The organism is Pseudonocardia sp. Cha107L01 (genome assembly GCF_052566575.1).
Genome location: NZ_CP199579.1, coordinates 5032633 through 5058441, shown reverse-complemented (window position 1 = coordinate 5058441; position 25809 = coordinate 5032633). Strand labels below are relative to the sequence as shown.

Sequence of the window (25809 nt, the reverse complement as noted above, 5' to 3'; positions counted from 1 at the left end):
TGATGCGAGTCGCAGGCGGTCCGACACCGCCGGCTGGCTCTCGAGGAGGAGGCACCGGTCATGGAAGCCGCCCGGGATCCGAGCGTCGAGGGCGCCGACGGCCCGCGACTGCGGCGACTGAGCCCCGAAGGCCGCCAGGCCCGGATCAGCGACCTGGTGCTGGACACCGGCTCGATGTCCGCGCAGGAGCTGTCCGAGGTGTTCGGCGTCTCGGTCATGACCATTCACCGGGATCTCGACGAGCTGCAGCGCCAGGGGGTCCTGCGCAAGGCCCGCGGCGCGGCGACCGCGCAGCCCAGCGGCACATTCGAGTCCAATGTGGAGTACCGCGCCAAGGCCAACATCGAGGCCAAGCGGATGATCGCCCAGCACGCCTGTCGGCACATCGAGCCCGGTATGTCGCTGCTGCTGGACGACTCGACCACGGCGCTGCAGATGCTGCCGCACCTGGCCGCCCTGGCACCGCTCACGGTGGCCACCAACTACCTCACCGCGCTCAACGAGCTCGCTCGGATGCGGGACATCCAGGTGATCGCGCTGGGCGGTGCGTACAACGTTCACCACGACTCCTACCTGGGCACGGTGTGCATGGACACCATCCGCTCGCTGCGCTTCGACGCGGCCTTCCTGAGCACCTCGGCGGTCCGCGACGGGTACGCCTTCCACCAGGAGGACCGGATCGTCGCGGTCAAGCGCGAGATGGTCGAGGTGGCCACCCGCTCGCATCTGCTCATCGACCACAGCAAGCTCGCCCGGAGCGCGATGCACCGGCTACTGCCGATACACCGGTTCGAGTCCGTCATCGTGGACGCCGGCATCTCGGAGCCCGCGCTGGCCTCGCTGCGCGACTACGACGTCCGGGTCGACGTGGCCGCCCCGATCACCTAGAGCTCCACGGCACCGGCGCGCCCGGGCCACCGCGACCACCCCGAAGGGATCCCGACATGCTGCTGCACGACGAACGCGTCCAGTTGGTGGAGTTCTGCCTCCGCATGCAGGCCGACCAGCTGACCGTCGGCACCTCGGGCAACCTGAGCGTGCGCAACGGCAACCACATCGCGATCACCCCGAGCGGGGTGGTCTACGACCACCTCACCCCGGAGTCGATCTGTGTGATCGACCTGGACGGCAACCGGGTGGAGGACGGCCTCGACCCCTCCTCGGAGGTGCCGATGCACACCTCGGTCTACCGGGGCACCGACGCCGGCGCGGTGGTGCACACCCACCCGCTGTACTGCACCGCGCTGTCCGTCGTGCTCGACGAGGTGCCACCGGTGCACTACATGATCGCGCTGCTCGGCGGCCCGGTGCGGGTGGCCCGCTACGCCCGCTTCGGCAGCGACGAGCTGGCCGAGAACAGCGTGCGCGCGATGGAGGGCCGGTTCGGCGCGCTGATGCAGAACCACGGCGCGACCACCTACGGCGACACCCTGGCCAAGGCCTACACCCGCAGCATCTACCTGGAATGGGTGTGCAAGCTGTATCACCAGGCCAAGCTGCTCGGCGAGCCCAACCTGCTGCCGCTGGACGAGATCGAAGGCGTCGCCCAGGTGCTGAACAGCTACGGGCAGACCGTGCCAGCCGGGTCATGACCACCGCACCCGGGCGGGGTGTCCGGCTGGGGATCGACGTCGGCACCTCGGTGGTCAAGGCGGTGCTGTTCGACTCCGGCGGCGGCGCGCTGGCCGTGGCCGGCCGCCCGCTCGAGCTGACCCACGGCGGGGCCGGCGCGGTGGAGCAGGACCTCGAGCAGGTGCTGTCGCGGCTGGGCGAGGTGGTGCACGGCGTCGTCGAGGAGGCCGGGGTGGCGCCCGAGCTGGTCGCGTTGACCGGGCAGGGCGACGGCTGCTGGCTCACCGACGCCGAGCACCGGATGGTGCGCCCGGCTATGTCCTGGCTGGACGGGCGCGCCGCCGGGCTGCTCGGCGAGTGGACCGACGCCGGGATCGCCGAGCGGATCTACCGGGTCAACGGCAGCGCGCTGTTCCCCGGTGCGCCGGCCCCTCTGCTCGGCTGGCTGGACCGCAACGAGCCCGAGGTGCTGGACCGCGCGGTGACCGCCGGGTACTGCAAGGACGCCGTGTTCGGCCGGCTCACCGGGGTGCGCGCCACCGACCCGTCGGACAGCTCGATGCCGTTCGGCGACGGCACCGGCACCGGGTACAGCGACGAGGTACTCGCCCTGACCGGACTGACCCACCGCCGCGAGCTGCTCGCCCCGATCGTCTCGCCGACCCCGCTCGAGGCGCTCACCGGGGCGGGCGCCGACCTGCTCGGGCTACCGGCCGGGTTGCCGGTGAGCTCCGGCCCGTTCGACTTCCCGGCCTGCGGGTTCGGCGGCGGGCTGGCCGGCGTCGGGGATGCGCTGCTCATCGTCGGCACCACGCTGGGCTGCCTGGTGCACTCCGACGAGCTGCGGACCAGCGGCGAACCGGCCGGGTTCAACGTGTCCACCGGGGTGCCGGGGCGGTGGCTGCGGGCGATGCCGGCGATGGTGGGCACCGCGTCGCTGGACTGGCTGCTGCGCACCCTGGGGGTCGGCGTCGAAGCCGTCGGCGAGGCGCTGTCCACGAGTCCGCCCGGGGCGCGGGGGGTGCAGGTCCTGCCCTACCTGGCCACCGCCGGCGAGCGGGCGCCCTTCGTCGACCCGAACGCGTCCGGGCAGGTCACCGGGGTGCGGATGACCACCGACCGGCACGACCTGGTGCGGGCCATGTGCGAAGGGCTGGCGTACGCGGCCCGGCACTGCTTCGAGGTCGCCGGGCGGTCCGGGCGGCTGGTGGTCTGCGGCGGCGGCACCCGCTCGCGCGCCTGGATGCAGGTGTTCGCCGACATCCTCGGGGTGCCGCTGGAGCTGGCCCGCACGCCCGAGGTCGGTGCCCGGGGTGCCGTGCTGGTGGCCGCCCGGGCCCAGGGCGCCGACCTCGACGCGGCGGCCTGGACCGCCCCGGACGACATCATCGAGCCGATCGACGACCACCGGCACCGCTACGACGACGGCTACCGGGACTACCTCGCCCACCTCGGTGCCGCGCGGCCACTCTGGACCGGGCCGGCCGCCGAGGACCCGCCGAACGACCCAGCCACGGGAGCCGCGCAGTGACACCATCAACGCCGCCCCGGACACCACCGCCGCCGACACCGACACCGCCGCCGCCCGATCTCACCGCCGCCCGGCGCGGCCTGGTCGCGCTGTCGCACCAGCTGGGTGACCCGGCCGCCGACCTGGTGGTGCTCGGCGAGGGAAACACCTCCGCCGCGCTCGGCGACGGCACCTTCCTGGTCAAGGCCAGCGGCACCAGGCTGGGCGGGGTCACCGGGGACGATCTGGTCCGGCTGGATCACGCCGACGTGCTCGCGCTGATCGACGACCCTGAGCTGGACGAGCACGACCAGCCGGGGCTGGCCGCCCGGCTGCGCGCGGCCGCCCACCCCGACCCGGGCACGGAATCCACCGGGGACACGGACACCGCGTTCGGCTCCGGGTCCAGCGGGTCCGCCTCGGGGGCACCCCTGAAACTGGCGTCCATCGAGACGATGCTGCACGCGCTGGCCCTGGAGCTGCCCGGCACCCGGGTGGTCGGGCACACCCATCCCACGGCGGTGAACGCGCTGCTGTGCTCGGACCGGGCCGCCGACCTGGTGGCCGGCAGCCTGTTCCCGGACCAGGTCGTGGTGTGCGGCGCGCACGCGCTGCTGGTGCCCTACGCCGAGCCCGGGCTGCCGCTGGCCAGGGCGGTGCGCCGGGGCCTCGCCGGGCACCTGGACCGGCACGGGTCACCGCCGCGGCTGATCCACCTGGCCAACCACGGCATCGTGGCGCTCGGTGAGAACGCGGCCCAGGTCCTGGCGGTGACCACGATGGCGGTCAAGGCCGCGCGGGTGCTGTCCGGGGCACTCGCCGTCGGTGCGCCCCGCTACCTGGCGCCGGACACCGTGGCCCGTCTGGACAACCGGGCCGACGAGCAGCACCGCCGCCGGGTGCTTGCCGGTTCCGGTGCGGGCGCCGAGGAGGGCGGGTGAGTACACCGGACGGCGCCCGGCTCTCCCCCGCCGCGCGCCGCGACGCGCTGGCCGCCGCGACCGAGGGTCACCACGACGTGGTGGTGATCGGCGGTGGGGTGACCGGCGCCGGGGTGGCACTGGACGCGGCCGCCCGGGGCCTTTCGGTGGTGCTGCTCGAGGCGGGCGACCTGGCCAGCGGCACCTCGTCGCGCTCCGGCAAAACCGCGCACGGCGGTCTGCGCTACCTCGAGCAGCTGAACTTCTCCCTGGTTGCCGAGGCGCTGCGGGAACGCGACCTGATGATCCGCACGCTGGCACCGCACCTGGTGGCCCCGGAACCCTTCCTGTTCCCGCTGACCCGGCACTGGGAACGGCCCTACATCGGCGCCGGCGTGGCGCTCTACGACCTCATGGCTGTGTCGATGAGGCTGGCCGGGCGGACCGGCGGCCGGGGCGGGGTGCCGCACCACCGCCACCTCACCCGCCGGGGCGCGCTGCGGGAGGCACCGGGGCTGGACCCGGCGGTGGTGACCGGCGCGCTGCAGTACTACGACGGGCGGCTGGACGACGCCCGGCACACCCTGGCGGTGGCCCGCACCGCCGCCGGCTACGGCGCACACCTGCTCAGCTACGCCACGGTGACCGGGCTGCGCCGCACCGGCGACCGGGTGACCGGGGTCGACGCGGTGGACCTGACGACCGGCGAGCCGTTCGGCGTGCGTGCGCGGGTGGTGATCAACGCGGCCGGGGTCTGGGCGGCCGACGTGCAGGCGATGGCCGGGACGGCGAGCTTCCGGGTGACCCCGGCCAAGGGCGTGCACCTGGTGGTGGCGCACGACGCGTTCGAGTCCGACACCGGCATCCTTGCCCGCGCCGAGGACTCGGTGATCATCCTGCGGAAGTGGTTCGGGCACTGGCTGCTCGGCACCACCGACACCGCGTTCCACGGCGACCGGGCCTCGCCCACCGTGGATGCCGAGGACATCGACTACCTGCTGCGCAACGTGAACCGGTACCTGGCCCGGCCGCTGCGGCGGTCCCAGCTGCTCGGGGCGTACGCGGGGCTGCGCCCGCTGCTGGCCGCCGCCCCGGGGCGCGCCGGGTCCTCCGCCGCCACGGCGTCCGCCGTCACGTCGGCGCTGTCCCGCGACCACACCGTGCTCGAGCAACCGGCCGGCCTGGTCACCGTGGTCGGCGGCAAGTACACGACGTACCGGGTGATGGCCCGGGACGCCGTGGACGCCTCGGCGCGGGCGCTGGGCCGGACGCTGCCGCCGTCCCCGACCGCCGCGCTGCCGCTGGTCGGCGCGGCCGGCTGGCAGGTGGTGGCCAACCAGCTGCCCAGGCTGGCAGGCGAGTTCGGGGTCGACGAGGCCCAGCTGCGCCGGATGCTGCACCGCTACGGCGACGAGCTACCGGCCGTGCTGGCGCCGATCCTGGACCAGCCCGAACTGGCCGAGCCGATCCCGGGCACCGGCGACTACCTGCCCGTCGAGTTCCGGTACGCGGCCAGCCACGAGGGCGCGGTGCGGCTGGCCGACGTGTTCGCCCGGCGGACCCGGCTGGCCATCGAGCGCCCGGACGGCGGATCCGGGGCGGCCGATCGGGTGGCCGAGCTGGTCGCCCCGCTGCTCGGCTGGGACGAGGCTCGGCGGGCCCGTGAGGTCGCCGGCTACCGCAACGAGCCGAGGCTGGCCGACTCGCGGGCCTGACCCAGCGCCTTGAAACCACCCTCGGGCGTGCCCGGCAGCGGGGTCGGCACGCGGCGCAGCCGCGCACACCTCAGCGCCGAGCCGGCCCGTTGCGACCGCTACAGCCAACCGCTCCCGGGCGACTCGGCACCGGCTTGGCTACGCTCGGTGCGCCGCGCTCGACCGCGAAGGCCCGACCCCGGAACGTGACCCGCGAAGATGAGGAAGTCCCCTGGTGCGCAAGCTACTGCTGATCGGGATCGGCGCCGGGGATCCGGACCACCTGACCCTCCAGGCCGTCGACGCGCTCAACGCGGTCGACCTGTTCGTGGTGTTCGAGAAGGAGAACGGGTCCGAGCTGTCCGAGGCGCGCCGCCAGATCTGCGAGCGCTTCGTCCGCCGGGAGGACTACCGCCTCATCGAGGTCGTCGACCCGCCCCGGGACCGCGGCGCCGCCGACTACACCGGCGCGGTGCGCGACTGGCGGGATGCCAGGGCACGCGAGCTGGAGCGGGTGCTGGCCACTGAGCTGGGACCGGACGGCAGCGCCGGCATCCTGGTCTGGGGCGACCCGGCCCTCTACGACGGCACCATCCGGATCGTCGAGTGGATCCTCGAGCAGGGCCGCCTCGAGCTCGACTACGAGGTCATCCCCGGGATCAGCAGCGTGCAGGTGCTGACCGCGCGGCACCGGATCCCGTTGAACCAGGTGGCCCGCCCGGTGCACATCACAACCGGCCGGCGGCTGAGGGACGGGCTACCCGCGGGCGTCGACGACGTCGTGGTGATGCTCGACGCCGGGCTCGCCTGCACCGAGCTGCGCACCGAACCCGGTTGGCACATCTACTGGGGTGCCTACCTGGGCACCAAGGACGAGGCCCTGGTCGCGGGCCCGCTCGACGAGGTCATCGACGAGATCCAGGAAACCCGCCGGGCGCTGCGCGAGCGCAAGGGCTGGATCATGGACACGTACCTGCTCCGGCGAGCCGCGCCCGACACTTACTCCGTCACCGGGTGACGCGGTATGACCGACGGCTCTCGTGCGTTGCACACAGGCGTGACCAATAGCGTGGCCGAGCACCGCCTGACCGACCGCACCTGGCTCGTCGCGGCGGCCGCCGCGCTGTGGGGCACCGACGGGCTGCTCCGCAAACCGCTGAGCGGCGAGCTGCCCGCCGCGACCGTGGTGTTCTGGGAACACCTGATCGTCGTGGTGGTACTGGTGCCGTGGCTGCCGGCGGCGTTCCGCGCGCTGCGGGCGGCGAGTGCCCGGGAGCGGTGGGCGCTGGTCGGCATCGGGGCCGGCGCGTCCGCGGTGGCCACCGCACTGTTCACCCAGGCGTTCCGGCTCGGCGACCCGATCACTCCGCTGGTGCTGCAGAAGTTGCAACCGGTACTCGTCATCGCGGTGGCGACCACGATGCTTGGCGAACGGCTGCGCCCCGGCTACTGGATGTTCGCGGTACCGACGCTGGCCGGGGCCTGGCTGATGGCGTTCGCCAACCCGTTCGACGTCCGCCCGCAAGCCGTCACCGCCGCGCTGCTCGCCGTCGCCGCCGCCGCGCTGTGGGCGATCGGCACGGTGCTCGGTCGCCTGGTGAGCGAGCGGATGGCCAGCCGGGATATCACGGTGCTGCGCTTCGCCATCGGACTGCCGGCCGCCGCTGTGGTACTCGCGGTGCAGGGCGCCCCGGTGGCGATCAGTGGGACGCAGTTCTGGCCGCTGGTGGCGCTCGCGCTGATCCCCGGGCTACTCAGCCTCGCGCTGTACTACCTGGGTCTGCGGGCGACGGCGGCTTCCCGGGCGACGCTGGCCGAGCTGGCGTTCCCGGTCACCGCCGCCTTGATCGGAGTGGGCGCGCTCGGCGCTTCGCTGTCCGCGACGCAGTGGCTGGGCCTGGCCGTCGTGGTGGGCTCGGTGACCGCCCTCGGCCTGCGGGAGCGGTCCGAACGACCGGTGGTGACCACACCGGAGACCGCCGACCCGGCCGGCGCAACCCAATAGCCCCGTTCCCGACTGGGCGGCCCCGGCGCGCCCGCGCCACGCCCGAGGACTCTCGCATGTCCGATGCGTTCATCATCTGTTCGAACCTCTCGTTCTCCTGGCCCGACGACACCCCCCGTCTTCTTCCGGGGCGCCCGCATCCACACCGGAGGGGCGCTCCCGGCCGGCCGAGCCGAGGGGACCGAGACCGGCCCGGTCGAGCAGGTCCGGGATCCCCCGCTCATGACCCAGCGCCATCAGATGGAACCCCGCGACGCCCGGCACCTGGCAGAGCCGTTGGATGGTCTCCACGCAGATGTCGATCCCCTCCCGCGCAACGCGCTCGGCGGGCACCCCGCGCAGCCGGCGGGCGACGTCCTCCGGCACGTGCATGCCGGGCAGCTCGGTGCTCAGGAAATCCAGCATCCGCAGCGACCGGATCGGGCCGACGCCGGCCAGCACCGCACACCGCCCGAGCAGCTCCAGCTCGCCCAGCTCCGCCATCCACCGTTCGAACCACTCGATGTCGAACACATACTGGGTCTGGACGAACTCGGCACCGGCCGCGACCTTCGTGCCCAGCCGGCGGGACCGGGAACCCGGCGGCGGCACGAACGGGTTCTCCACGGTGCCGATCAACCAGTCCGGCCGGCCGTTCAATGGCAGACCGGACAGCAGTGTGCCCTCGTCGCGCAGGGTGCGCGCGGTCTCCAACAGCTGCAAGCCGTCGAGGTCGAACACCGGTTTGGCCTCGGGGTGGTCGCCGAAACGCGGATGGTCGCCGGTCATCAGCAGCACGTTGGGTACGCCCAGCGCGCCGGCCGCGAGCAGCTCCGACTGCAGCGCGAGGCGGTTACGGTCCCGGCAGGTCAGCTGCATGATCGGCTCCACCCCGGCGCGCTGGGCCAGCACGCTGCCGGCCAGGCTGGACTGGTGGACCTTCGCGCCCTGGTTGTCGGTGACGTTCGCCGCGTCCACCCAACCGCGCAACAGCCCGGCCGTGCGACCCACCGCGTCCGGGTCGGCCCCCCTCGGCGGCCCGATCTCGGCGGTGACCACCCAACGACCGGCCGCCAGCGCGGTACGCAGCCCGCCCGCCGGGCCGGGAACCCCCGGCTCGGTTGCCGGGGTCATCGGGGAGTCAGGCCCAGCTCGCGGCGCAGCAGCGGGCGCGCCTCGCCCGTCCCCGCCCAGAGTCCCTCGTCCCGCCCCTGCCAGTAGTTGACCCACGAGCTGCGTCCCCATTGCCGGTGGTCGATCGGCCGCTGCAGCAGATCCAGGTCCGCACCGTGACCACCCTGCTCTGCGCGCTCGTAGGCGATCACCCACACACACCGCAGCTCCGGGTGGACCTCGCACGCACCGGTCGGCGACACCCCGCCGCAGGGCCCGTTGCGCAGCTGTTTGGGGCAGGTCATCGGGCAGGCGTAGCCGGTCGTCGGGAGCGCGCACTGCCCGCACATCCGGCAGCCGAACAGCTCCTCCTTGGCCGCCCGCTCCCCCGCCGTGAACCATCGGTAGGCCCTCGGGTGCCGTTCGATCGCCCCGGCCAGCCGTCGGTAGAGCGTGTTCTCGGCGAGCAGCGCATGCAGGGCGTAGGTGAGCCGGGCACCGAGGCGCGGCCTCGCCGGGCGCGGCCACCCATCGCTTCCCGGAGAATCAATGCTCACCCACGGCCTCCTCGTCGGCGAAAAGTTCAGCGGGCGCATTCCGGACGAATTCGGACCGCGTTCCCAGGAGCAATTCGGAATTCCCCGGAACACGTGCGGTGGTCCAGCTTGCCAGCTCCGGGTCTCGCTGTCTTCAGTGCAACCGCCAAATTCAACCGGTCCGGTCTTGTGGTGTTGCACAGTCCCGACGTCTGCCCGTAGCACCGGTGCTGGCACGGTCGAGCAGAGAGTCTCTGCTGATCATGCCCGCTGTCACCCGGAAAGGGGGCACCACCGCGCACCCGGACCACCGAGACGCGACAACTACCTTGTGAGAACCCACAGCAGCTGATAATTCCCCGATAGGCCCGATTGGAACATTGCCGGTACCGCTTCCCGGCCCGTAAAGTCCCCATATGGCCGGTGCTGGCTCGAGCGCGCGGACGGGGGTGCCCGCCCGACATTTACCGAACCAGCTGAACGATTCGAATCCGGCTTCCCACGACGAGGCCACCCGGCTGCGGAAACTGCTCGCGCTGTGCAGCCACCTCTCCGCGCTCGCCGCGCAGGACGCCGATCTGGACGCCGTCGCGCGGGTGCTGGCCGGCGGCATCGGCACCTCCGTGGCCATCCTGGACCGGGAGCTGGACCTGCTCGCGTCGGCCGGCATCGCCGAGCCCGATGGCGTGATGGGCCAGCTGCGGGAGCACGCCGGCGCGGCCGCCGTGGACCGGGTACTCCTCGCGGTGTCGCACCACCGGAGGGCGCTGACCGTGCCCGGGCTGACCGGCTCGGAGCGCTCGGTCGCCGTGGCCCCGGTCTCGGTGGGCCAGGAGTTCGCCGGGTACCTGCTGACCCGCAGCAGCCGCAATGCCGAGCTGAGCGAGGACATGCGGCTGCTCGGCACCGAACACGCCGCCATGGTGTGCGGCATCCTGCTGGCCAGGGACCTGGTGATCGCCGCCGCCGGTGGCCGGGCGCGCCAGGAACTGGTGGACGGCCTGCTGGCCGCGGGCGGGCGGGAGGACGGCGAGGTCGAGCGGTGGGCCCAGCACCTCGGCCTGGACGCCGGCAAGGAGCACTACGTGCTCAGCGTCAGCCTGGCCCGCCCCCGCGGCGGTGGCCTGGACGCCATCGAGTCGCTGCTCGCCCGCCTCGCCAGGGACGCGGTGGTGACCAGCCGCACCGACGAGGTGGTGGCCATCGTGCCGGTCAGCTCGGGATCCGTCGCGCACCCCGAGCAGGCCCGCGCGCTGGGGCGGGCCTGCGCGGCCGCCGTCACCGAGCACCACCTCGGCATCGCCGCCATCGGTCTCGGTCGCCCGACCGGTACCGCCGCCGGCATCTCCCGGTCCTACACCGAGGCCCGCCGGGCGCTCGCGGTGAGTGAGCGGATGGGTGAGTTCGGCGGCGTCACGGTGTTCGCCGACCTCGGCATCCACCGGCTGCTGGTACGAATTCCGGACATCGCGGACCTGCGGTCGTTCGCCGGCGAAGTGCTCGGTGAGCTGCTCGACGAGGACAACGCCGGCGGCGCCGAGTACCTGAGCACCCTGTCGGTCTACTTCCAGGAGAACAGCAGCCCCCGGCGGACCGCGCAGCGCCTGCACGTCCACCCCAACACGGTGAGCTACCGCATCCGACGGATCGAGGAGATCACCGGGCTGTCCTTCGGGCTGCACCGTGATCGGCTGATGGCCGAGGTCGCGGTGGAGATCCTGGCCGCGCTGCGGAGCCGGCCGTGAGCCCGGCGACGAACCCGGCGACCAACCCGACGGACGGCCCCGCGGCGCGGGCGGAGCCGACACCGAACCCGGTCGCGGATCTCGCGGCCGCACTGGGCAGCACCGTGCTGGTCTGTGACGGCGCGATGGGCACCATGCTGCACGCCGCCGGCCGGTCCCTCGGCGAGGCGTTGCCGGCGCTCAACCTCAGCGACCCCGCCCTGGTGCGCGAGATCCACGACCGGTACGTGAACGCCGGCGCCGACATCATCCAGACCAACACGTTCGGCGCCAGCCGGGTGCGGCTGTCCGACCACGACCTCGGCCACCGCACCGAGGAGATCAACCAGGCCGGGGCGCGGATCGCGCTGGCCTCGGCGCGCCACGAGTACGTCCGGCGCCCGGTACTGGTGGCCGGCTCGGTCTCCCCCGCGGTCAGCGTCCGGCGACACCGCCATGTCGAGCGCCGTGCCGCGGTCGAGTCGGTCCGCGAACAGATCGAGGTGTTGGCCTCGGCCGGGGTGGACCTCATCATCCTGGAGACCTTCGGCGACCTCGAGGAGCTGCTCGCGGTGATCGAGGCGGCGGCCGAAGCGACGTCGGTACCGCTGATCGCGCAGCTGACCTTCGGGCCCGACTTCCGCACGCTGGGCAGCGGCCAGTCGCCCCGAGAGGCGGCCGCCGCGCTGGCCGGCGCGCCGATCGCCGCACTGGGCACCAACTGCACCATCGGCCCACAGCACTCCCTGGCGGTGCTGCGCGAGCTGCGCTCGCACTGTGACCTGCCGTTGACCGTGCAGCCCAACGCCGGGCTGCCCAGGAGGGTCGCGCCGGCCCGGTTCGAGTACGACCTGGACGACACCTACTTCGCCCGGTACATGCGGCAGGCGCTGGCGGTCGGGGCCACCGTGGTCGGCGGCTGTTGCGGCACCACGCCCGGGCAGATCGCGGCGGTGGCCCGCACCGTGCGGGAGTACCGCGACCGGGCGGCCCCCACCACCTCGGCACCGCGGCGGGTCGAGCCGGCCGGCGAGGCGATCACCGTCGGGCACGGCGAACCCGAGCACCAGGTCGTCGTCGAGCTGACCCCGGACCCGCTCGGCGACGTGGAAGGGCTGGTGGACGTCGCCACCCAGCTGCACGAGTCCGGCATCGGCCTGGTCTCGGTGGCGCGCCCGCTGCAGACCCGCGCCCAGGTGAACGCGGTGGACCTGGCCGTGCACCTGCACCATCGGGTCGGCCTGGACGTGCTCGCCGCCGTGACCACCTGGGACCGGACCATCATGGCCCTGCAGGCCGACCTGCTCGGCGCGCACGCGCTGGGCATGCGCCGGATCATCTGCGAGACCGGCAGCCCGCCCCTGGTCGGCGACTACCCGCACACCGACGGCATCTGGGACGTCGACTCGATCGGCCTGATCGAGCTGCTCAGCTCGCTCAACGAGGGCACCGACTACTACCGGCTGCCGCTGTCGACCAAGACCAGCTTCGAGATCGGTGCCCGGATCAACCCCGGCAGCCACGAGCCGGAGCGGGCCGAGGCACGGGCCCGGGACAAGATCGCCGCCGGCGCCCAGTTCCTGATCACCAGGCCGGTCTACGAGCTCACCGGGGTCCGCCGGATGCTGGACGCCATCGGCGACTCGGTCCCGGTGCTCGTCGCGGTATCGCCGCTGACCAGCTTCCAGGAGGCCGAGTACCTCGCCTACGAGGTGCCAGACGTGACCATCCCGCCCGCCACCCTCGACGCGCTGCGGCGGGCCCGCTCCGGCGCCGCCACCGCCGGGCTGGAGCTGGCCGCCGAGCTGGTGGCCGAGGTCCGCGCGCTGGCCAAGGGCGTGGTGCTGGCACCGACCTCGGACACCGTCGCGGTGGTTCGGCGGCTGCTCTCGCACTGAGGTGGCCGGGCGGTGCTGGCAGCGGCGATCCGGGAGAGCCGGTCACCGAGATCCACCCCTGGCTCGCACCGGCCTCGGCCCACTGAGCCCGCCGGGTCAGGCGGCCGACGAGGTCTTCGCCGGCCGGTAGAACACCGCCAGGTGAACGGCGGCGCCGCCGACCCCGAGCACGAGGATGATCAGCAGCCCGATCCAGCCGTTCAGGGCTCCGGCACCACCCCAGATCGCGCTGTCCAACGACAGCCGACCGGCGCCACTGACCGCGAACGCCGTGCCGATCACGGCGAGCACCAGGTTGTACTCCCAGCCCGACGCGACGATGTAGAAGCCGTTGTTGCGGTGCACGGTCCAGAAAGCGACCAGCATCAGGGCCACCGTCGCGGCGCCGGCGAGCGAGGTCAGCAGACCGATCGCGAGCAGCAGCCCGGCACCGATCTCGGTGGCCGCGGCCACCCGGGCGTGCAGCCACCCAGGCCGCATACCGATGCTGTCGAACCAACCCGCGGTACCGGCGAGGCGGCCACCCAGGAAGATCTTGCTGTACCCGTGCGCGGCGAGCGTGACCCCGGTGACCACCCGCAGGAGTCCCAGCGCCCAGTCAGTGTGAGTGATCCAGTCCATGACACCCTCTGCGACGAAGTGAGCGCCGGTGAGGCACTTTCGCCGGACCTTAGGACGCGCACCACGGGTCCGAGGCAGGCGCGGCGGCCGAAGTCGGCGAAATACGCGAACAGCTGACGTTGAACCACTCGATACGGTCTGGAGCTACACCCTGACTGTGAGGTAAGTCACTTAGGGCGATAGAGAGCATCAGTAATAGCACCAGACGATCACGATGCGTAGCGCAGATCTCTGACCCGACTGGGGCGCGAAGCACCGCGGGACGACCTCAGTGAACTCTCAGAAATTGGGCCAATCGACTGGCGGACCGCGACCACGACTAGACCGATAGGGTGGCGAGAATGAGGTCTGGAGCAACCCAGGGCCGGTCCACCACCCCCGATGGTGTGACCACCCTCTCGGGGGTGAGTTCTCCGGACATTGACTCGCACATCGTATGCTGTAGCCATTCAGTGAAAAACAGATGTTGATTTATGGCGGAGATCACAACCGCGAGACCGATGGAGTCCACACATGTCGCTCCCTGACAGCCCGGCGCGTCAGATTGCGCGGCCAGTGCCGCTGCGCCAGAGCGTCTACGAGGCAATCCTGGACATGATCGTCGAGCGCACCCTGCGCCCCGGCCAGCACCTGGTGGAGAACGAGCTGGCCGTCATGCTCGGGGTGTCCCGCCAGCCGGTGCGCGAGGCACTGCAGTGGCTCAAGAACGACGGCTGGGTCGACCTGCGTCCGGGGCACGGTGCCTTCGTGCACGCCCCCTCCGTCGAGGAGGCCGACCAGCTGCTGGCCGTGCGCGCGCTGCTGGAGACCGAGTCCGCGAGGCTGGCCGCGACGCACGCCACCGACGAGGACATCAAGCAGCTGCGCGAAGTATGCCGACAGGGCGTCGCCGCGCTCGAGGCCGACGACCTGGCCAGCATGGTCGCCGCCAACGCCGACCTGCACACCGCCGTGGCCCAGTTCTCCGGCAACCGGGTGCTCGTCGAGCTCGCCGCCCAGGTCGACCGCCGGGTCCGCTGGTACTACACCCCGATCGCCCGCCAGCGCGGCGAGCAGTCCTGGCGGGAGCACGCCGCGCTGATCGACGCCATCGAGCAGCGCGACGGCGACCAGGCCGCCAGGATCATGCGCGAGCACACCGAGCACACCCGCCGGGCCTACCTCGCGAGCACCGCGGCCAACTCGGGCGGTGCGGCGATCGACGACGAGATCGAGCCGCGCCACCGCCAGGCCCGGTAACCAGGCCCGGTAACCAGGCCCGGCAGCGCAGCGGCACCCCAGCCTGAATCTCGCGGCTGGCCGGCCGACTGCGTTCGGCCGGCCAGCCGCGAGCTGACCCGAACAACGACGGTCTGGCCGAGCTAGAGCGTCCCCCCAGGCCGCTAGTCGCTCGACCGTTCCGTCGAAGTCGGGGGTCTCAGCCGATCAGGCGCGCCCCGGAGTGGACCCGGGGCAGTGTGCTCGGCAGTCCGGGTCGCTGCAGCCGGGCGATGGCGACGGCCGACGCGATCGACACGCCGCCCGCGACGACGAAGGTCACGGGGTAGCCCCAGTCGGTCACCGCGAGCGCCGCGAGGCCCACCCCGAGGATGCCCGCGAACGCCTTGGCGCTGTAGACCATCCCGTGCACCTCCAGCGCACGGCGGTCCCCGAAGTAGTCCCTGGCCAGGCTCGCGAACAGCGGATAGAAACCGCCGCCACCGGCACCGGCCACCGCCGCTCCGAGGACCAGCAGGACCGACGAGCCCGACGACGCCGACAGCGCCAGCAACAACTGCCCGCCCGCCTGCACCAACAGCACGAGCTTGAGCGTGCGAGCGCGCCCGAGCCGATCGGACAACCGCATCACCGCCGAACGCCCCGCACCGTTGACCGCGATGAACAACGCCGCCGCCACCGCGACAACACCCACCGCCATACCCGCCTTGACCGCGAACACCACCACAAAAGCCGCGTTGAACAGCGACACCGCCCCGGCCGCGAGCACGATCAGATACATCACCGGCAGCGCACTGGTGTGCAACGCACTCTGCGGGGAGTACTGCGCCACCGCCGGAGCATTGACCCGCCGACCGGGAGCGTGGCTCAGCGCCCACTCCCGGGGGTCGATCCGGCTCGGCCACCAGTCCGCCGGCGGGTCCCGGAAGAACACCCCGAACCCGGCGACGACCAGGAACAACAGCAGAGCGGTCACGTCCAGGGCACCCGAGAGGTTCGCGGGGGTCAACCGGACGACGGCGGCGACCGCGAACGGCACCGCACCGTAGGCGAATGCCCCGGTCACCAGGCTGACCTTGCCGCCGACCCGGTCCGGGTGCCACTTGGCCACCGAGGTGCTGCAGGTGCTGTAGACCAGCCCCGCGCCGGCACCGCCGAGCACCGCGTAACCGAGCAACGCGCCGAGCATTCCCGGTCCGTGCGCAAGGCTGACCAGCCCGATCGCGCAGAGCACCGCACCCACCAGCATCACCGTTCGCGGGGCGATCCGGTTGCGTTCGCGCAGCCACGCGGTCGGGAAGGCGACGCCGGCCTGGCAGACGGCCCAGGCGGCGAGCACCGAGAACGTCCCGATCAGCGTCCAGCCGTTGCGATCCATCAGAGCCGGCACGGCCGCTCCGAAGCCGTACTGCAACACCCCGACCGCCGCCATCGGCGGCCAGGCCAACCACACCGCCGACTCCCGACCGGCCCGGTCCTCGGGCTTGTCCCGCAGGTAGTAACGGCGGCCGTAGTAGTCCCGCACCTCGCGGCCGGCGTTCTCACTCTCAGCCATCTCACCCTCCGTCCAGACGTACCACCCGAGAAACAAGTGATCGAGGCCACACTACAGTCCATACTGTATACCGTCGACTACCGGTTCAGGTGACAAAAGTCCCTCTGGACTTCACTTTCCATACTGCATACAGTCGACCGTGACGATGGATCGCGCGCAGCGCTCCCGGACCGACGACAGGAGACGCCTCGACATGGACCTGTACGAGTACCAGGCCAGGGACCTGTTCGAGGCGCACGGCGTTCCAGTGCTGCCCGGCCGGACGGCGGCCACCCCGGAGGAGGCCGCCGACGTCGCGACCGAGATCGGCGGCGCCGTTGTGGTGAAGGCCCAGGTGAAGGTTGGTGGCCGGGGCAAGGCCGGCGGCGTCAAGCTGGCCAGGGACGTCACCGAGACCCGCGAACGCGCGGCCGCGATCCTGGGCATGGACATCAAGGGCCACACCGTGCACCAGGTGCTGGTGACCGCCGCCAGCGGGATCGCCGAGGAGTACTACTTCTCCTTCCTGCTGGACCGGTCGAACCGCACCTTCCTGGCGATGGCCAGCGCCGAGGGCGGCATGGAGATCGAGCAGCTGGCCGTGGAGCGCCCCGACGCGCTCGCCAAGATTCCGGTCGACTCGATCACCGGGGTGGACAAGGCCAAGGCCGCCGAGATCGTCGCGGCCGGCAAGATCCCGGCCGAGGTGGCCGACAAGGCCGCCGACGTCATCGTGAAGCTCTGGGAGACCTTCGTGGCCGAGGACGCCACGCTGGTCGAGGTGAACCCGCTGGTCCGTGACCCGCAGGACAACATCATCGCCCTGGACGGCAAGGTCACCCTCGACGAGAACGCCGACTTCCGCCACCCCGGGCACGCCGCCCTGGTGGACAAGCGCACCGAGGACCCCCTCGAAGCCAAGGCCAAGGCGAAGAACCTCAACTACGTCAAGCTCGACGGCCAGGTCGGGATCATCGGCAACGGCGCCGGCCTGGTCATGTCCACCCTGGACGTCGTCGCCTACGCGGGCGAGCGGCACAACGGGGTCAAGCCGGCCAACTTCCTGGACATCGGCGGCGGCGCCTCGGCCGCCGTCATGGCCGCCGGGCTGGACGTGATCCTGGGCGACCCGGACGTGCGCAGCGTGTACGTGAACGTCTTCGGCGGCATCACCGCCTGCGACGCGGTGGCCACCGGCATCGTCGAGGCACTGAAGATCCTCGGCGAGCAGGCGACGAAACCGCTGGTCGTGCGGCTCGACGGCAACAGCGTCCTCGAGGGCAGGGCGATCCTCAACGAAGCGAACCACCCGCTGATCACGCTGGTGGAAACCATGGACGACGCGGCCGACAAGGCCGCCGAGCTGGCAGCCGTGGGGGCCTGAACTATGTCGATCTTCCTGAACGAACGCAGCAAGGTCATCGTCCAAGGCATCACCGGCGCTGAAGCCACCAAGCACACCACCAAGATGCTCGCCGCCGGCACCGACATCGTGGGTGGCGTCAATGCCCGCAAAGCCGGGCAGCAGGTCAGCATCGGCGGCCGGGACCTCACCGTGTTCGGCACCGTCGAGCACGCCATCAAGGAGACCGGCGCCGACGTCAGCATCATCTTCGTGCCGCCGCGCTTCGCCAGGGACGCCGTACTGGAGGCGATCGACGCCGAGATCGGCCTTGCGGTGGTGATCACCGAGGGCATCCCGGTGCACGACGCGGCGTACTTCTGGGCGCACGCCTGCGCCAAGGGCACCGAGTCGGCCACACCGGGGGCACCCCGGACCCCGAGGACCCGGATCATCGGGCCGAACTGCCCCGGGATCATCAGCCCCGGCAAGTCCAACGCCGGCATCATCCCCGCCGACATCGCCGGCCCGGGACGAATCGGACTGGTCTCCAAGTCCGGCACGCTGACCTACCAGATGATGTACGAACTGCGCGACATCGGCTTCTCCAGCGCCATCGGCATCGGCGGTGACCCGATCATCGGCACCACCCACATCGACGCGCTCGAGGCCTTCCAGGCCGACCCCGACACCGACGCGATCGTGATGATCGGCGAGATCGGCGGCGACGCCGAAGAACGCGCCGCCGACTTCATCAAGGCCAACGTCACCAAACCGGTCGTCGGCTACGTCGCCGGCTTCACCGCCCCCGAGGGCAAGACCATGGGCCACGCCGGCGCCATCGTCTCCGGCTCCGCCGGCACCGCGGCGGCCAAACAGGAAGCCCTCGAAGCCGCCGGGGTCAAGGTCGGCAAAACCCCCAGCGAGACCGCCGCGCTGATGCGGACGCTGCTCGCCGCGCTCGCCGACAGTACTGCCGCCTGAGCGCCGGCCCGCCGCCCCGCCAACGACCACCCCGCCAACGACCACCTCGTCAACCGCCACCCGAGGAGGCACCGGATGCCCGGTGATCCGCTGCGTTACGACGTCAACCTGTCCATCCTGTTCACCGAGCTCCCGCTGTTGGAACGGCCGGCCGCCGCGGCGGCGGCCGGGTTCACCGCGGTGGAGCTGTGGTGGCCGTTCAGCGAACCCGATCCGCCGGAGCGCGACCTCGCCGCGCTGCGACGGGCGATCACCGACGCCGGCACACAGCTCGTCGGGCTCAACTTCGACGCGGGCGACATGGCCGCCGGCGACCGCGGCCTGCTCTCCCGGCCGGCGCAGAGTGCCCGGTTCCGCACCAACATCGACGTGGCCGTCGACTTCGCCGCATCGCTGGGCTGCACGGTGCTCAACGCGCTGTACGGCAACACCGAGCCCGGGGTGAGCCAGTCGACCCAGCGCGAGCTCGCCACCGAGAACCTGGTGCTCGCCGCCAGGTCGGCGAGCCGGGTCGGCGCCACCGTGGTGATCGAGGCGCTGAACAGCCACGAGAACGCCCGCTACCCGATCACCTCCTCCCGCCACGCGCTGGAGATCGTCGACTACCTCCGGGTGGTCCACCAGGTCAGCAACATCGCCTTCCTCGCCGACCTCTACCACCTGGCCCGGATGGGCGAGTCGGTCCAGCGCCTCGTGGAGCAGCACGCCGCGCGGTTCGGCCACGTACAGATCGCCGACGTACCCGGGCGCGGCCAGCCGGGCACCGGCGAGCTGGACTGGGATGCCGTCCTCACCGCGCTGACCAGGCACGGCTACCAGGGCTACGTCGGGCTCGAGTACCGCCCGGTCGGCCCCAGCGCGGACAGCTTCGACTGGCTGCCCCGGGCGCACCGTGCCGCCGGCAGTCCCAACCCCGCGGGCACCAACCCCGCCGATGTCAGCACGACCGAGCCGATCGAGGAGAGCGTGCGATGAACATAGGTTTCATCGGCCTGGGGATCATGGGCGCGCCGATGGCCGCCAACCTGGTCAAGGCCGGGCACAACGTCACCGGCTACGACCTCGACCCGGCCCGCCGGGACCAGTTGGTGGCCGCCGGTGGCCGCGCCGCCGGCTCGCTGGCCGAGGCGACGGACGCCGACGTGGTGATCACCATGCTGCCGGACTCCCCGCAGGTCGAGGAGGTGGTGCTCGGGCCGGACGGCGTGCTCGAGCACGCGAAGCCCGGCCTGCTCCTGATCGACATGAGCACGATCAGGCCAGATACCTCGCGGGCAGTTGCCGCCGAGGCTGCCGGCCGGGGCGTCCGGGCGGTGGAGGCCCCGGTCAGCGGCGGTGAGAAGGGCGCGGTCGACGCGGTTCTGTCGATCATGGTCGGCGGCACCGAGGAGGACTTCGAGGCCGCGCTGCCGGTGCTCGAGGCGCTCGGCAAGACGATCGTGCACGTCGGCGGCCCCGGCGCCGGGCAGACCGTGAAGGCGGCCAACCAGCTCGTGGTCGGCGGCATCTACGCACTGGTCGCCGAGGCGATCGTGTTGCTCGAGGCATCCGGGGTCGACCCGCACAGCGGGATGGACGTACTCGCCGGCGGGCTGGCCGGCAGCCGGATCCTCGAACTAAAGCGCAAGTCCATGGTGGACCGGCAGTTCGCCCCCGGTTTCCGCATCGACCTGCACCACAAGGACATGGGCATCGCGGTCGCTGCCGCCCGGCAGGCCGAGATCTCCCTGCCGGTGACCGCACTGGTCGCCCAGCTCATCGCCGCCGCCCGGGCCCAGGGTTACGGCGCACTCGACCACTCGGCGCTGCTCAAGGTGCTCGAGAACGCCTCCGGAAGGACAGCGGCATGAGCAAGATCCCCTGCATGGAAGCAGTCGCCCAGGTGCTGGAGTCGGAGGGCGTGGACACGGTCTTCGGCATTCCCGGCGCCGCGATCCTGCCGCTCTACGCGGCACTGCGGAAGAGCGGCATCAAGCACCTGACGGTGCGCCACGAGGAGGGCGGCACACACGCCGCCGACGGCTGGGCCCGCGCCACCGGCAAGGTCGGCGTCACCCTCGGCACCTCCGGCCCTGCCGGCACCAACATGATCACCGGCCTGTACACCGCCCTCGCCGACTCGATCCCGATCATCTGCATCACCGGCCAGGCCCCCCGCTCGAAGCTGCACCAGGAGGCGTTCCAGGCGGTCGACATCGTCGAGATCGCCAAGCCGGTCACCAAGTGGGCGGTGCAGCTGAAGGAACCGGGCCAGGCGCCATGGGTGTTCCGGGAGGCGTTCCGGATCGCGCGGTCCGGCCGACCGGGTCCGGTGCTCATCGACCTGCCGCTGGACGTGCAGCGCGGAATGTGCTTCTACGACCCGGCGATCGACGCGGCGCTGCCGATCGCCCTGGCGGAGCCGCGCTCCGAGCCGGTCCGCGCGGCGATCGACATGCTGCTCGAGGCGCAGCGCCCGCTCATCCTGGCCGGCGGTGGCGTGATCGGCGGCGAGGCCTGGGAAGAGCTGCGGGACCTGGCCGAGTACCTGCAGGTGCCGGTGCAGACCACGCTGATGGGCAAGGGTGCGTTCCCGGAGGACCACCCGCTGTTCGCCGGCATGGCGGGCATCCAGACGCACACCCGCTGGGGCAATGCCGCGTTCCTGGAGAGCGACCTGGTGCTGGCGGTCGGCGCCCGCTTCGGCGACCGGCACACCGGTGACCTGGAGACCTACCGGCGTGGCCGCAAGTTCATCCACGTGGACATCGAGCCGACCCAGCTCGGCAGGGTGTTCGAGCCGGACCTGGGCATCGTCGGGCACGCCAAGCCCACGCTCGCCGCCCTGGACGCGCACGCCAGGCACCGGACCCCCCGGCACGACCCGGGGCCGTGGGCGGAGCGGGTCGCCGAGCTGCGCGGCACGCTGCTGCGCCGCGACGACTTCGACGACGTGCCGATCAAGCCGCCCAGGGTGTACCGCGAGCTGAACGAGGTGTTCGGCCCGGACACCACGTTCGTCACCGCGATCGGGCTCTACCAGATCTGGTCGGGCCAGTTCCAGCAGACCTTCCGGCCCCGGCACTACCTGGTCTGCGGGCAGGCCGGCCCGCTGGGCTGGGAGATCCCGGCGGCGATCGGGGTGAAGTGCGCCTACCCGGACAAGCCGGTGGTCGCGGTGGTCGGCGACTACTCCTTCCAGTTCCTGATGGAGGAGATCGCGGTGGCCGCGCAGTACCAGATCCCGTTCGTCATCGTCATGGTGAACAACGAGTACCTGGGGCTGATCCGCCAGGCCGAGCTGGGCTACGACATGAACTACGCGGTCGACCTGCACTACGGCGAGGGCGGCATCGACCACGTCAAGCTGATGGAGGCGTTCGGCTGCCCGGCCCGGCGGGTGGAGCAGCCCGGCGAGATCGCCGACGCACTGCGCTGGGCCACCCTCGAGGCCGAGGCCGCCCAGCTGCCGGTGCTGGTGGAGATCATGGTCGAGCGGGAGGCGAACGCGGCGATGGGTCCGTCGCTGGACAACATCACCGAGTACGAGCCGGTTCCGGACCTGGTGCCGGCCGAGGCGCCCTGACCGGGTCACCGCCTCTGATCGCCGGGGGCCGGCGCCTCACCATGGGCGCTGGTCCTCGGCGACCTCGCGGATGACGGTCAGCAGGCCGTCCAGCGCGGGGTTGTCGTTGCCCCGCCGCCAGGCGAGGTCGAGCTTCACCGGGCGCGGGTCGATGCCGCGCACCGGGCGCAGCACCACCCCGTCGTAGTGCAGCGCGGTGGCCGCGGCGGGCACCAGCGCCACCCCGATACCGGCCTTCACCAGCGCCAGGATGCTGTGTACCTGGCCCAGGTACTGCACGTAGTCCGGCGTCGACTCCGCACCTCGGAAGATGCTGACCAGCACCTCGTAGAAGTAGCGGGCCTCGGCCGGGGAGTACATTACGAACGGCTGGCCGTCGAAGTCGTGCACGGTGGGGTCCGCCGCCCGGACCGCCAGCGGGTGCCGCCGGGGCAGCGCGGCGAGTAGTGGCTCCCTGGTCAGCGGCATCGTCACCAGGTCGGCCCCGATGGCCGGCGGCCGGATCATGCCCAGGTCCATGCTGCCCGCGAGCAGCGCCTCCAGCTGCGTCGAGGTGACCATCTCGCGCAGCACCAGGTCCACCCTCGGCAGCCTGGCGTTCGCCGCCGTGAGCACGTGCTCGAGGAACGAGTACGCCGTCGTCGCGGTGAAGCCGAGCGTGACGACGCCCGACTCCCCCCGGGGCACCCGGCGCGCGGACAGCGCCGCCTCGTGCGAGAGGTGCAGCAGCTGGCGCACGTCGGCGAGGAACACCCGCCCGGCCGGGGTCAGCTTCACCGACCGGTGCGCCCGGTCGAACAGCCGCACCCCGAGCTCGTCCTCGAGCAGCTTGATCCGCCGGCTCAGCGGCGGCTGTGTCATGGAGAGCCGGTCCGCCGCCCGCCCGAAGTGCAGTTCCTCGGCGACGGCGACGAACGTCTCCAACTGGTCGAAGGTGAACACCGATCCAGTTTAAGTATCAATCCATGCAAAACGAGTGTTGGACTTATATCGGTCGGTCTCCCTACGGTGAAGCGAGATCCTTCGCCGAGCACAGGAGATTCGAGCAGCGTGACTGGGTACTCCCCCGCCGAACTCGCCACGAAGGTCGCCTCCGGGCTGCTCTCGTTCCCGGTGACGCACTTCCGTGACGACCTCTCCTTCGACGAGGGCAGCTACCGGGACAACATCGCCTGGCTCAGCCGCTACGAGGTCGCCGGCCTGTTCGCCGCCGGTGGCACCGGTGAGTTCTTCTCGCTCGCGCCGGACGAGGTCGAGGCGGTGGTCCGGGCCGCCGCGCGGAGCGCCCCCGAGGGCACCCCGGTGCTCGCGCCGGCCGGCTACGGCGGCACCACCGCCGTGCGGCTGGCCCGCTCCGCCGAGGAGTCCGGCGCGGACGGCATCCTGCTGTTCCCGCCGTACCTCACCGAGTCGGAGCAGGACGGGTTGGCCGCCTACGTCTCCTCGGTGTGCCGTGCCACCGAGCTGGGCGTGATCATCTACAACCGGTCGAACGCGCTCTACTCCGCCGACACCGTCGAGCGGCTCGCCGACGAGTGCCCGAACCTGATCGGGTTCAAGGACGGCGCCGGCGACCTGGAGCAGATGACCCGGATCTACACCCGGCTCCGCGACCGGCTCATCTACGTCGGCGGGCTGCCCACCGCGGAGATGTTCGCGCTGCCCTACCTGCAGCTGGGCGTGAGCACGTACTCCTCGGCGATCTTCAACTTCATGCCGGAGTTCGCGCTCGACTTCTACCGCGCGGTCCGCGCCGGCGACCGGGAGACCGTGCTCACCAAGCTCGACGAGTTCGTCCTGCCGTACACCGAGCTGCGCAATCGCGGCCGGGGCTACGCGGTGAGCATCGTCAAGGCCGGCATGCGCGCCATCGGCCGACCGGCCGGTCCGGTGCGCCCGCCCTTGGCCGACCTGGACGCCCACGAGCTGGCCGCACTGACCGCGCTGATCGAAAAGGTGGCTCCGATCCGCCAGGTGTCGCGCTGAGCCGGAGGATGTACCCCGTGACCCAGACAAACCCAGTTGAACTGACCGGCAAGATGATCATTGGCAGCAGCCTGGTGCGCGGCACCGGCGAGACGGTGTACGGCGTCGACCCGCGCACCGGGGACCAGCTGGAACCCGGCTACGCCGGCGCCAACGCCGACGACGTGGACCGCGCCTGCCAGCTCGCCGAACAGGCCTTCGACGACTACCGGAACGCACCGGTCGGCGTCAGGGCCGACTTCCTGGACTCGGTCGCCGCCGGGATCGAGGCCCTCGGCGACACTCTGGTGCAGCGCGCCGTGGCCGAGAGCGGCCTGCCCGAGGCCCGGCTCACCGGCGAGCTCGCCCGCACCACCGGCCAGCTGCGGCTGTTCGGCCAGGTCCTGCGGGAGGGCAGCTGGCAGGGCGCCCGGATCGACCCGGGCAGTTCGGCCCGACCCGACATCCGGCAGCGCCAGATCCCGCTCGGCCCGGTCGCGGTGTTCGGCGCGAGCAACTTCCCGCTGGCGTTCTCCGTGGCCGGCGGCGACACCGCCTCCGCACTCGCCGCCGGCTGCCCGGTCGTGGTGAAGGCACACGAGGCACACCCCGGTACCAGCGAGCTGGTGGGCCGGGCGGTGGCCGAGGCGGTGCGGATCGCCGGCCTGCCCGAGGGCGTGTTCTCCCTGCTCTACGGCGACGGGCCCGGCGTGGGCACCAGCCTGGTCACCGACCCCAGGATCCAGGCGGTCGGCTTCACCGGGTCCCGGGGTGCCGGCCTGGCCATCGTCGCGGCCGCCGCCGCGCGGCCCCGGCCCATCCCGGTCTACGCCGAGATGAGCAGCGTCAACCCGGTATTCGTACTGCCCGGCGCGCTGGCCACCCGGGGAGCTGAGCTGGGCGCCGCCTACGCGGCCTCGCTGACTCTCGGCGCCGGCCAGTTCTGCACCAACCCGGGGCTCGTGTTCGCCCCGCGCGGGCCGGAGCTGGACACCTTCCTGGATGCGGCGGCCAAGGCGGTGGAGGGCGACGCCGGTGCGCCGATGCTCACCGGCCGCATCGCCAAGTCCTACCGGGACAGCGCGGCCCGGCTCACCGGGAACCCGGCGGTCACCGTGCTGGCCAGGGGCCAGCGGCCCGAGGCGGCCGCCGGCGGCCAGGCCGTACTGGCCGCCGTCGAGGCCGACCACTTCACCGGCGACGAGTCCCTCGAGCAGGAGGTCTTCGGCGCCGCGTCACTCGTGGTCCGCGCCGCGACCGCCGACGACCTCGTCGAGCTGGCGCGCTCACTGGAGGGCCAGCTCACCGCCACCGTGCACGCCGACCCCAGCGACCACCCGCTGGCCGCGCGACTGCTGCCGGTACTGGAGCGGATCGCCGGGCGGGTGCTGTTCGACGGCTGGCCCACCGGCGTGACCGTCGGGCACGCGATGGTGCACGGCGGCCCGTTCCCGGCCACCTCCGACTCCCGGACCACCTCGGTGGGCACCCGGGCCATCGAGCGGTTCCTGCGCCCGGTGTCCTACCAGGACGTCCCCGCCGGACTGCTGCCCGAGGTGCTGCGCGACGAGTCGGCCGGGGTCCCGCGCCGCGTCGACGGCACCCTGACCACCGAATAGGCCAGACACC

The 25809-nt window shown here is 72.1% G+C and carries 22 protein-coding genes; 17 read left to right on the top strand and 5 right to left on the bottom strand.

The annotated features are described in order from the left end of the window. Positions 1-60: 60 nt before the first annotated feature. From ACTXG6_RS23675 to ACTXG6_RS23645, 7 genes are all read left to right on the top strand, one after another. On the top strand, positions 61-888 hold the full coding sequence (locus tag ACTXG6_RS23675) for a DeoR/GlpR family DNA-binding transcription regulator (RefSeq protein ID WP_445181552.1): 828 nt from the start codon (positions 61-63) through the stop codon (positions 886-888). Positions 889-944: 56 nt separating this feature from the next. After that, positions 945-1592 (top strand): class II aldolase/adducin family protein, encoded by a 648-nt coding sequence (locus ACTXG6_RS23670; protein ID WP_445181551.1) that lies wholly within the window; start codon positions 945-947, stop codon positions 1590-1592. Then, entirely contained in the window at positions 1589-3103 is a 1515-nt protein-coding gene (locus ACTXG6_RS23665) for an FGGY family carbohydrate kinase (RefSeq protein ID WP_445181550.1), read from the top strand. The genes ACTXG6_RS23670 and ACTXG6_RS23665 overlap by 4 nt, the downstream gene beginning before the upstream one ends. After that, a complete protein-coding gene (locus ACTXG6_RS23660) occupies positions 3100-4023 on the top strand; it encodes a class II aldolase/adducin family protein (protein ID WP_445181549.1) in 924 nt (307 codons plus the stop codon). The genes ACTXG6_RS23665 and ACTXG6_RS23660 overlap by 4 nt, the downstream gene beginning before the upstream one ends. Next, complete coding sequence (locus ACTXG6_RS23655; RefSeq protein WP_445181548.1) at positions 4020-5717, top strand: glycerol-3-phosphate dehydrogenase/oxidase; 1698 nt, start codon at positions 4020-4022, stop codon at positions 5715-5717. Before ACTXG6_RS23660 ends, ACTXG6_RS23655 begins: the two co-directional genes overlap by 4 nt. A gap of 214 nt (positions 5718-5931) precedes the next feature. Next, positions 5932-6714 carry a precorrin-6A synthase (deacetylating) gene (gene cobF, locus ACTXG6_RS23650; RefSeq protein ID WP_445181547.1) on the top strand — a complete coding sequence of 261 codons (783 nt, stop codon included), beginning with the start codon at positions 5932-5934 and terminating at the stop codon, positions 6712-6714. Positions 6715-6753: 39 nt separating this feature from the next. Next, entirely contained in the window at positions 6754-7701 is a 948-nt protein-coding gene (locus tag ACTXG6_RS23645; RefSeq protein WP_445181546.1) for a DMT family transporter, read from the top strand. A gap of 72 nt (positions 7702-7773) precedes the next feature. On the opposite strand, the gene ACTXG6_RS23640 is transcribed toward ACTXG6_RS23645, so the two are convergent. Continuing rightward, on the bottom strand, positions 7774-8814 hold the full coding sequence (locus tag ACTXG6_RS23640) for a methylenetetrahydrofolate reductase (protein ID WP_445181545.1): 1041 nt from the start codon (positions 8812-8814) through the stop codon (positions 7774-7776). Further along, complete coding sequence (locus tag ACTXG6_RS23635) at positions 8811-9350, bottom strand: methylenetetrahydrofolate reductase C-terminal domain-containing protein (RefSeq protein WP_445181544.1); 540 nt, start codon at positions 9348-9350, stop codon at positions 8811-8813. Before ACTXG6_RS23635 ends, ACTXG6_RS23640 begins: the two co-directional genes overlap by 4 nt. Positions 9351-9745: 395 nt before the next feature. On the opposite strand from ACTXG6_RS23635, the gene ACTXG6_RS23630 reads away from it, so the two are divergent. Then, complete coding sequence (locus ACTXG6_RS23630; RefSeq protein ID WP_445181543.1) at positions 9746-11074, top strand: PucR family transcriptional regulator; 1329 nt, start codon at positions 9746-9748, stop codon at positions 11072-11074. Then, positions 11071-12951, top strand: coding sequence for a bifunctional homocysteine S-methyltransferase/methylenetetrahydrofolate reductase (locus tag ACTXG6_RS23625; RefSeq protein WP_445181542.1), 1881 nt, complete (start codon positions 11071-11073; stop codon positions 12949-12951). Before ACTXG6_RS23630 ends, ACTXG6_RS23625 begins: the two co-directional genes overlap by 4 nt. Positions 12952-13047: 96 nt before the next feature. On the opposite strand, the gene ACTXG6_RS23620 is transcribed toward ACTXG6_RS23625, so the two are convergent. Beyond that, the gene (locus ACTXG6_RS23620) at positions 13048-13572 is read right to left on the bottom strand and encodes a DoxX family protein (RefSeq protein WP_445181541.1); all 525 of its coding nucleotides are present in this window, start codon (positions 13570-13572) and stop codon (positions 13048-13050) included. A gap of 513 nt (positions 13573-14085) precedes the next feature. Here ACTXG6_RS23620 and ACTXG6_RS23615 point away from each other — a divergent pair. Then, positions 14086-14811: a GntR family transcriptional regulator gene (locus tag ACTXG6_RS23615; RefSeq protein ID WP_445181540.1), complete on the top strand. Its 726-nt coding sequence runs from the start codon at positions 14086-14088 to the stop codon at positions 14809-14811. Positions 14812-14989: 178 nt separating this feature from the next. On the opposite strand, the gene ACTXG6_RS23610 is transcribed toward ACTXG6_RS23615, so the two are convergent. Further along, complete coding sequence (locus tag ACTXG6_RS23610; RefSeq protein WP_445181539.1) at positions 14990-16345, bottom strand: MFS transporter; 1356 nt, start codon at positions 16343-16345, stop codon at positions 14990-14992. 193 nt (positions 16346-16538) lie between these two features. Here ACTXG6_RS23610 and sucC point away from each other — a divergent pair, with 193 nt between their 5' ends. From sucC to gcl, 5 genes are all read left to right on the top strand, one after another. After that, positions 16539-17708: an ADP-forming succinate--CoA ligase subunit beta gene (gene sucC / locus ACTXG6_RS23605; RefSeq protein WP_445190096.1), complete on the top strand. Its 1170-nt coding sequence runs from the start codon at positions 16539-16541 to the stop codon at positions 17706-17708. 3 nt (positions 17709-17711) lie between these two features. Further along, positions 17712-18650 (top strand): succinate--CoA ligase subunit alpha, encoded by a 939-nt coding sequence (gene sucD, locus ACTXG6_RS23600; RefSeq protein WP_445181538.1) that lies wholly within the window; start codon positions 17712-17714, stop codon positions 18648-18650. Between the two features lie 75 nt (positions 18651-18725). Continuing rightward, on the top strand, positions 18726-19625 hold the full coding sequence (locus tag ACTXG6_RS23595) for a hydroxypyruvate isomerase family protein (protein ID WP_445181537.1): 900 nt from the start codon (positions 18726-18728) through the stop codon (positions 19623-19625). Further along, positions 19622-20500 carry a 2-hydroxy-3-oxopropionate reductase gene (locus ACTXG6_RS23590; RefSeq protein ID WP_445181536.1) on the top strand — a complete coding sequence of 293 codons (879 nt, stop codon included), beginning with the start codon at positions 19622-19624 and terminating at the stop codon, positions 20498-20500. Before ACTXG6_RS23595 ends, ACTXG6_RS23590 begins: the two co-directional genes overlap by 4 nt. Positions 20501-20514: 14 nt before the next feature. Continuing rightward, positions 20515-22215 carry a glyoxylate carboligase gene (gcl, locus tag ACTXG6_RS23585; protein WP_445190095.1) on the top strand — a complete coding sequence of 567 codons (1701 nt, stop codon included), beginning with the start codon at positions 20515-20517 and terminating at the stop codon, positions 22213-22215. A gap of 36 nt (positions 22216-22251) precedes the next feature. Here gcl and ACTXG6_RS23580 read toward each other — a convergent pair whose 3' ends face one another. Then, on the bottom strand, positions 22252-23157 hold the full coding sequence (locus ACTXG6_RS23580; protein ID WP_445181535.1) for a LysR family transcriptional regulator: 906 nt from the start codon (positions 23155-23157) through the stop codon (positions 22252-22254). A 108-nt stretch (positions 23158-23265) separates the two neighbouring features. Between ACTXG6_RS23580 and kdgD the strand changes: the two genes are divergently transcribed. Both kdgD and ACTXG6_RS23570 read left to right on the top strand, forming a co-directional pair. Further along, positions 23266-24201, top strand: coding sequence for a 5-dehydro-4-deoxyglucarate dehydratase (gene kdgD / locus ACTXG6_RS23575; RefSeq protein WP_445181534.1), 936 nt, complete (start codon positions 23266-23268; stop codon positions 24199-24201). 8 nt (positions 24202-24209) lie between these two features. Beyond that, positions 24210-25799 (top strand): aldehyde dehydrogenase (NADP(+)), encoded by a 1590-nt coding sequence (locus ACTXG6_RS23570; RefSeq protein WP_445181533.1) that lies wholly within the window; start codon positions 24210-24212, stop codon positions 25797-25799. The last annotated feature ends 10 nt before the right edge of the window (positions 25800-25809 follow it).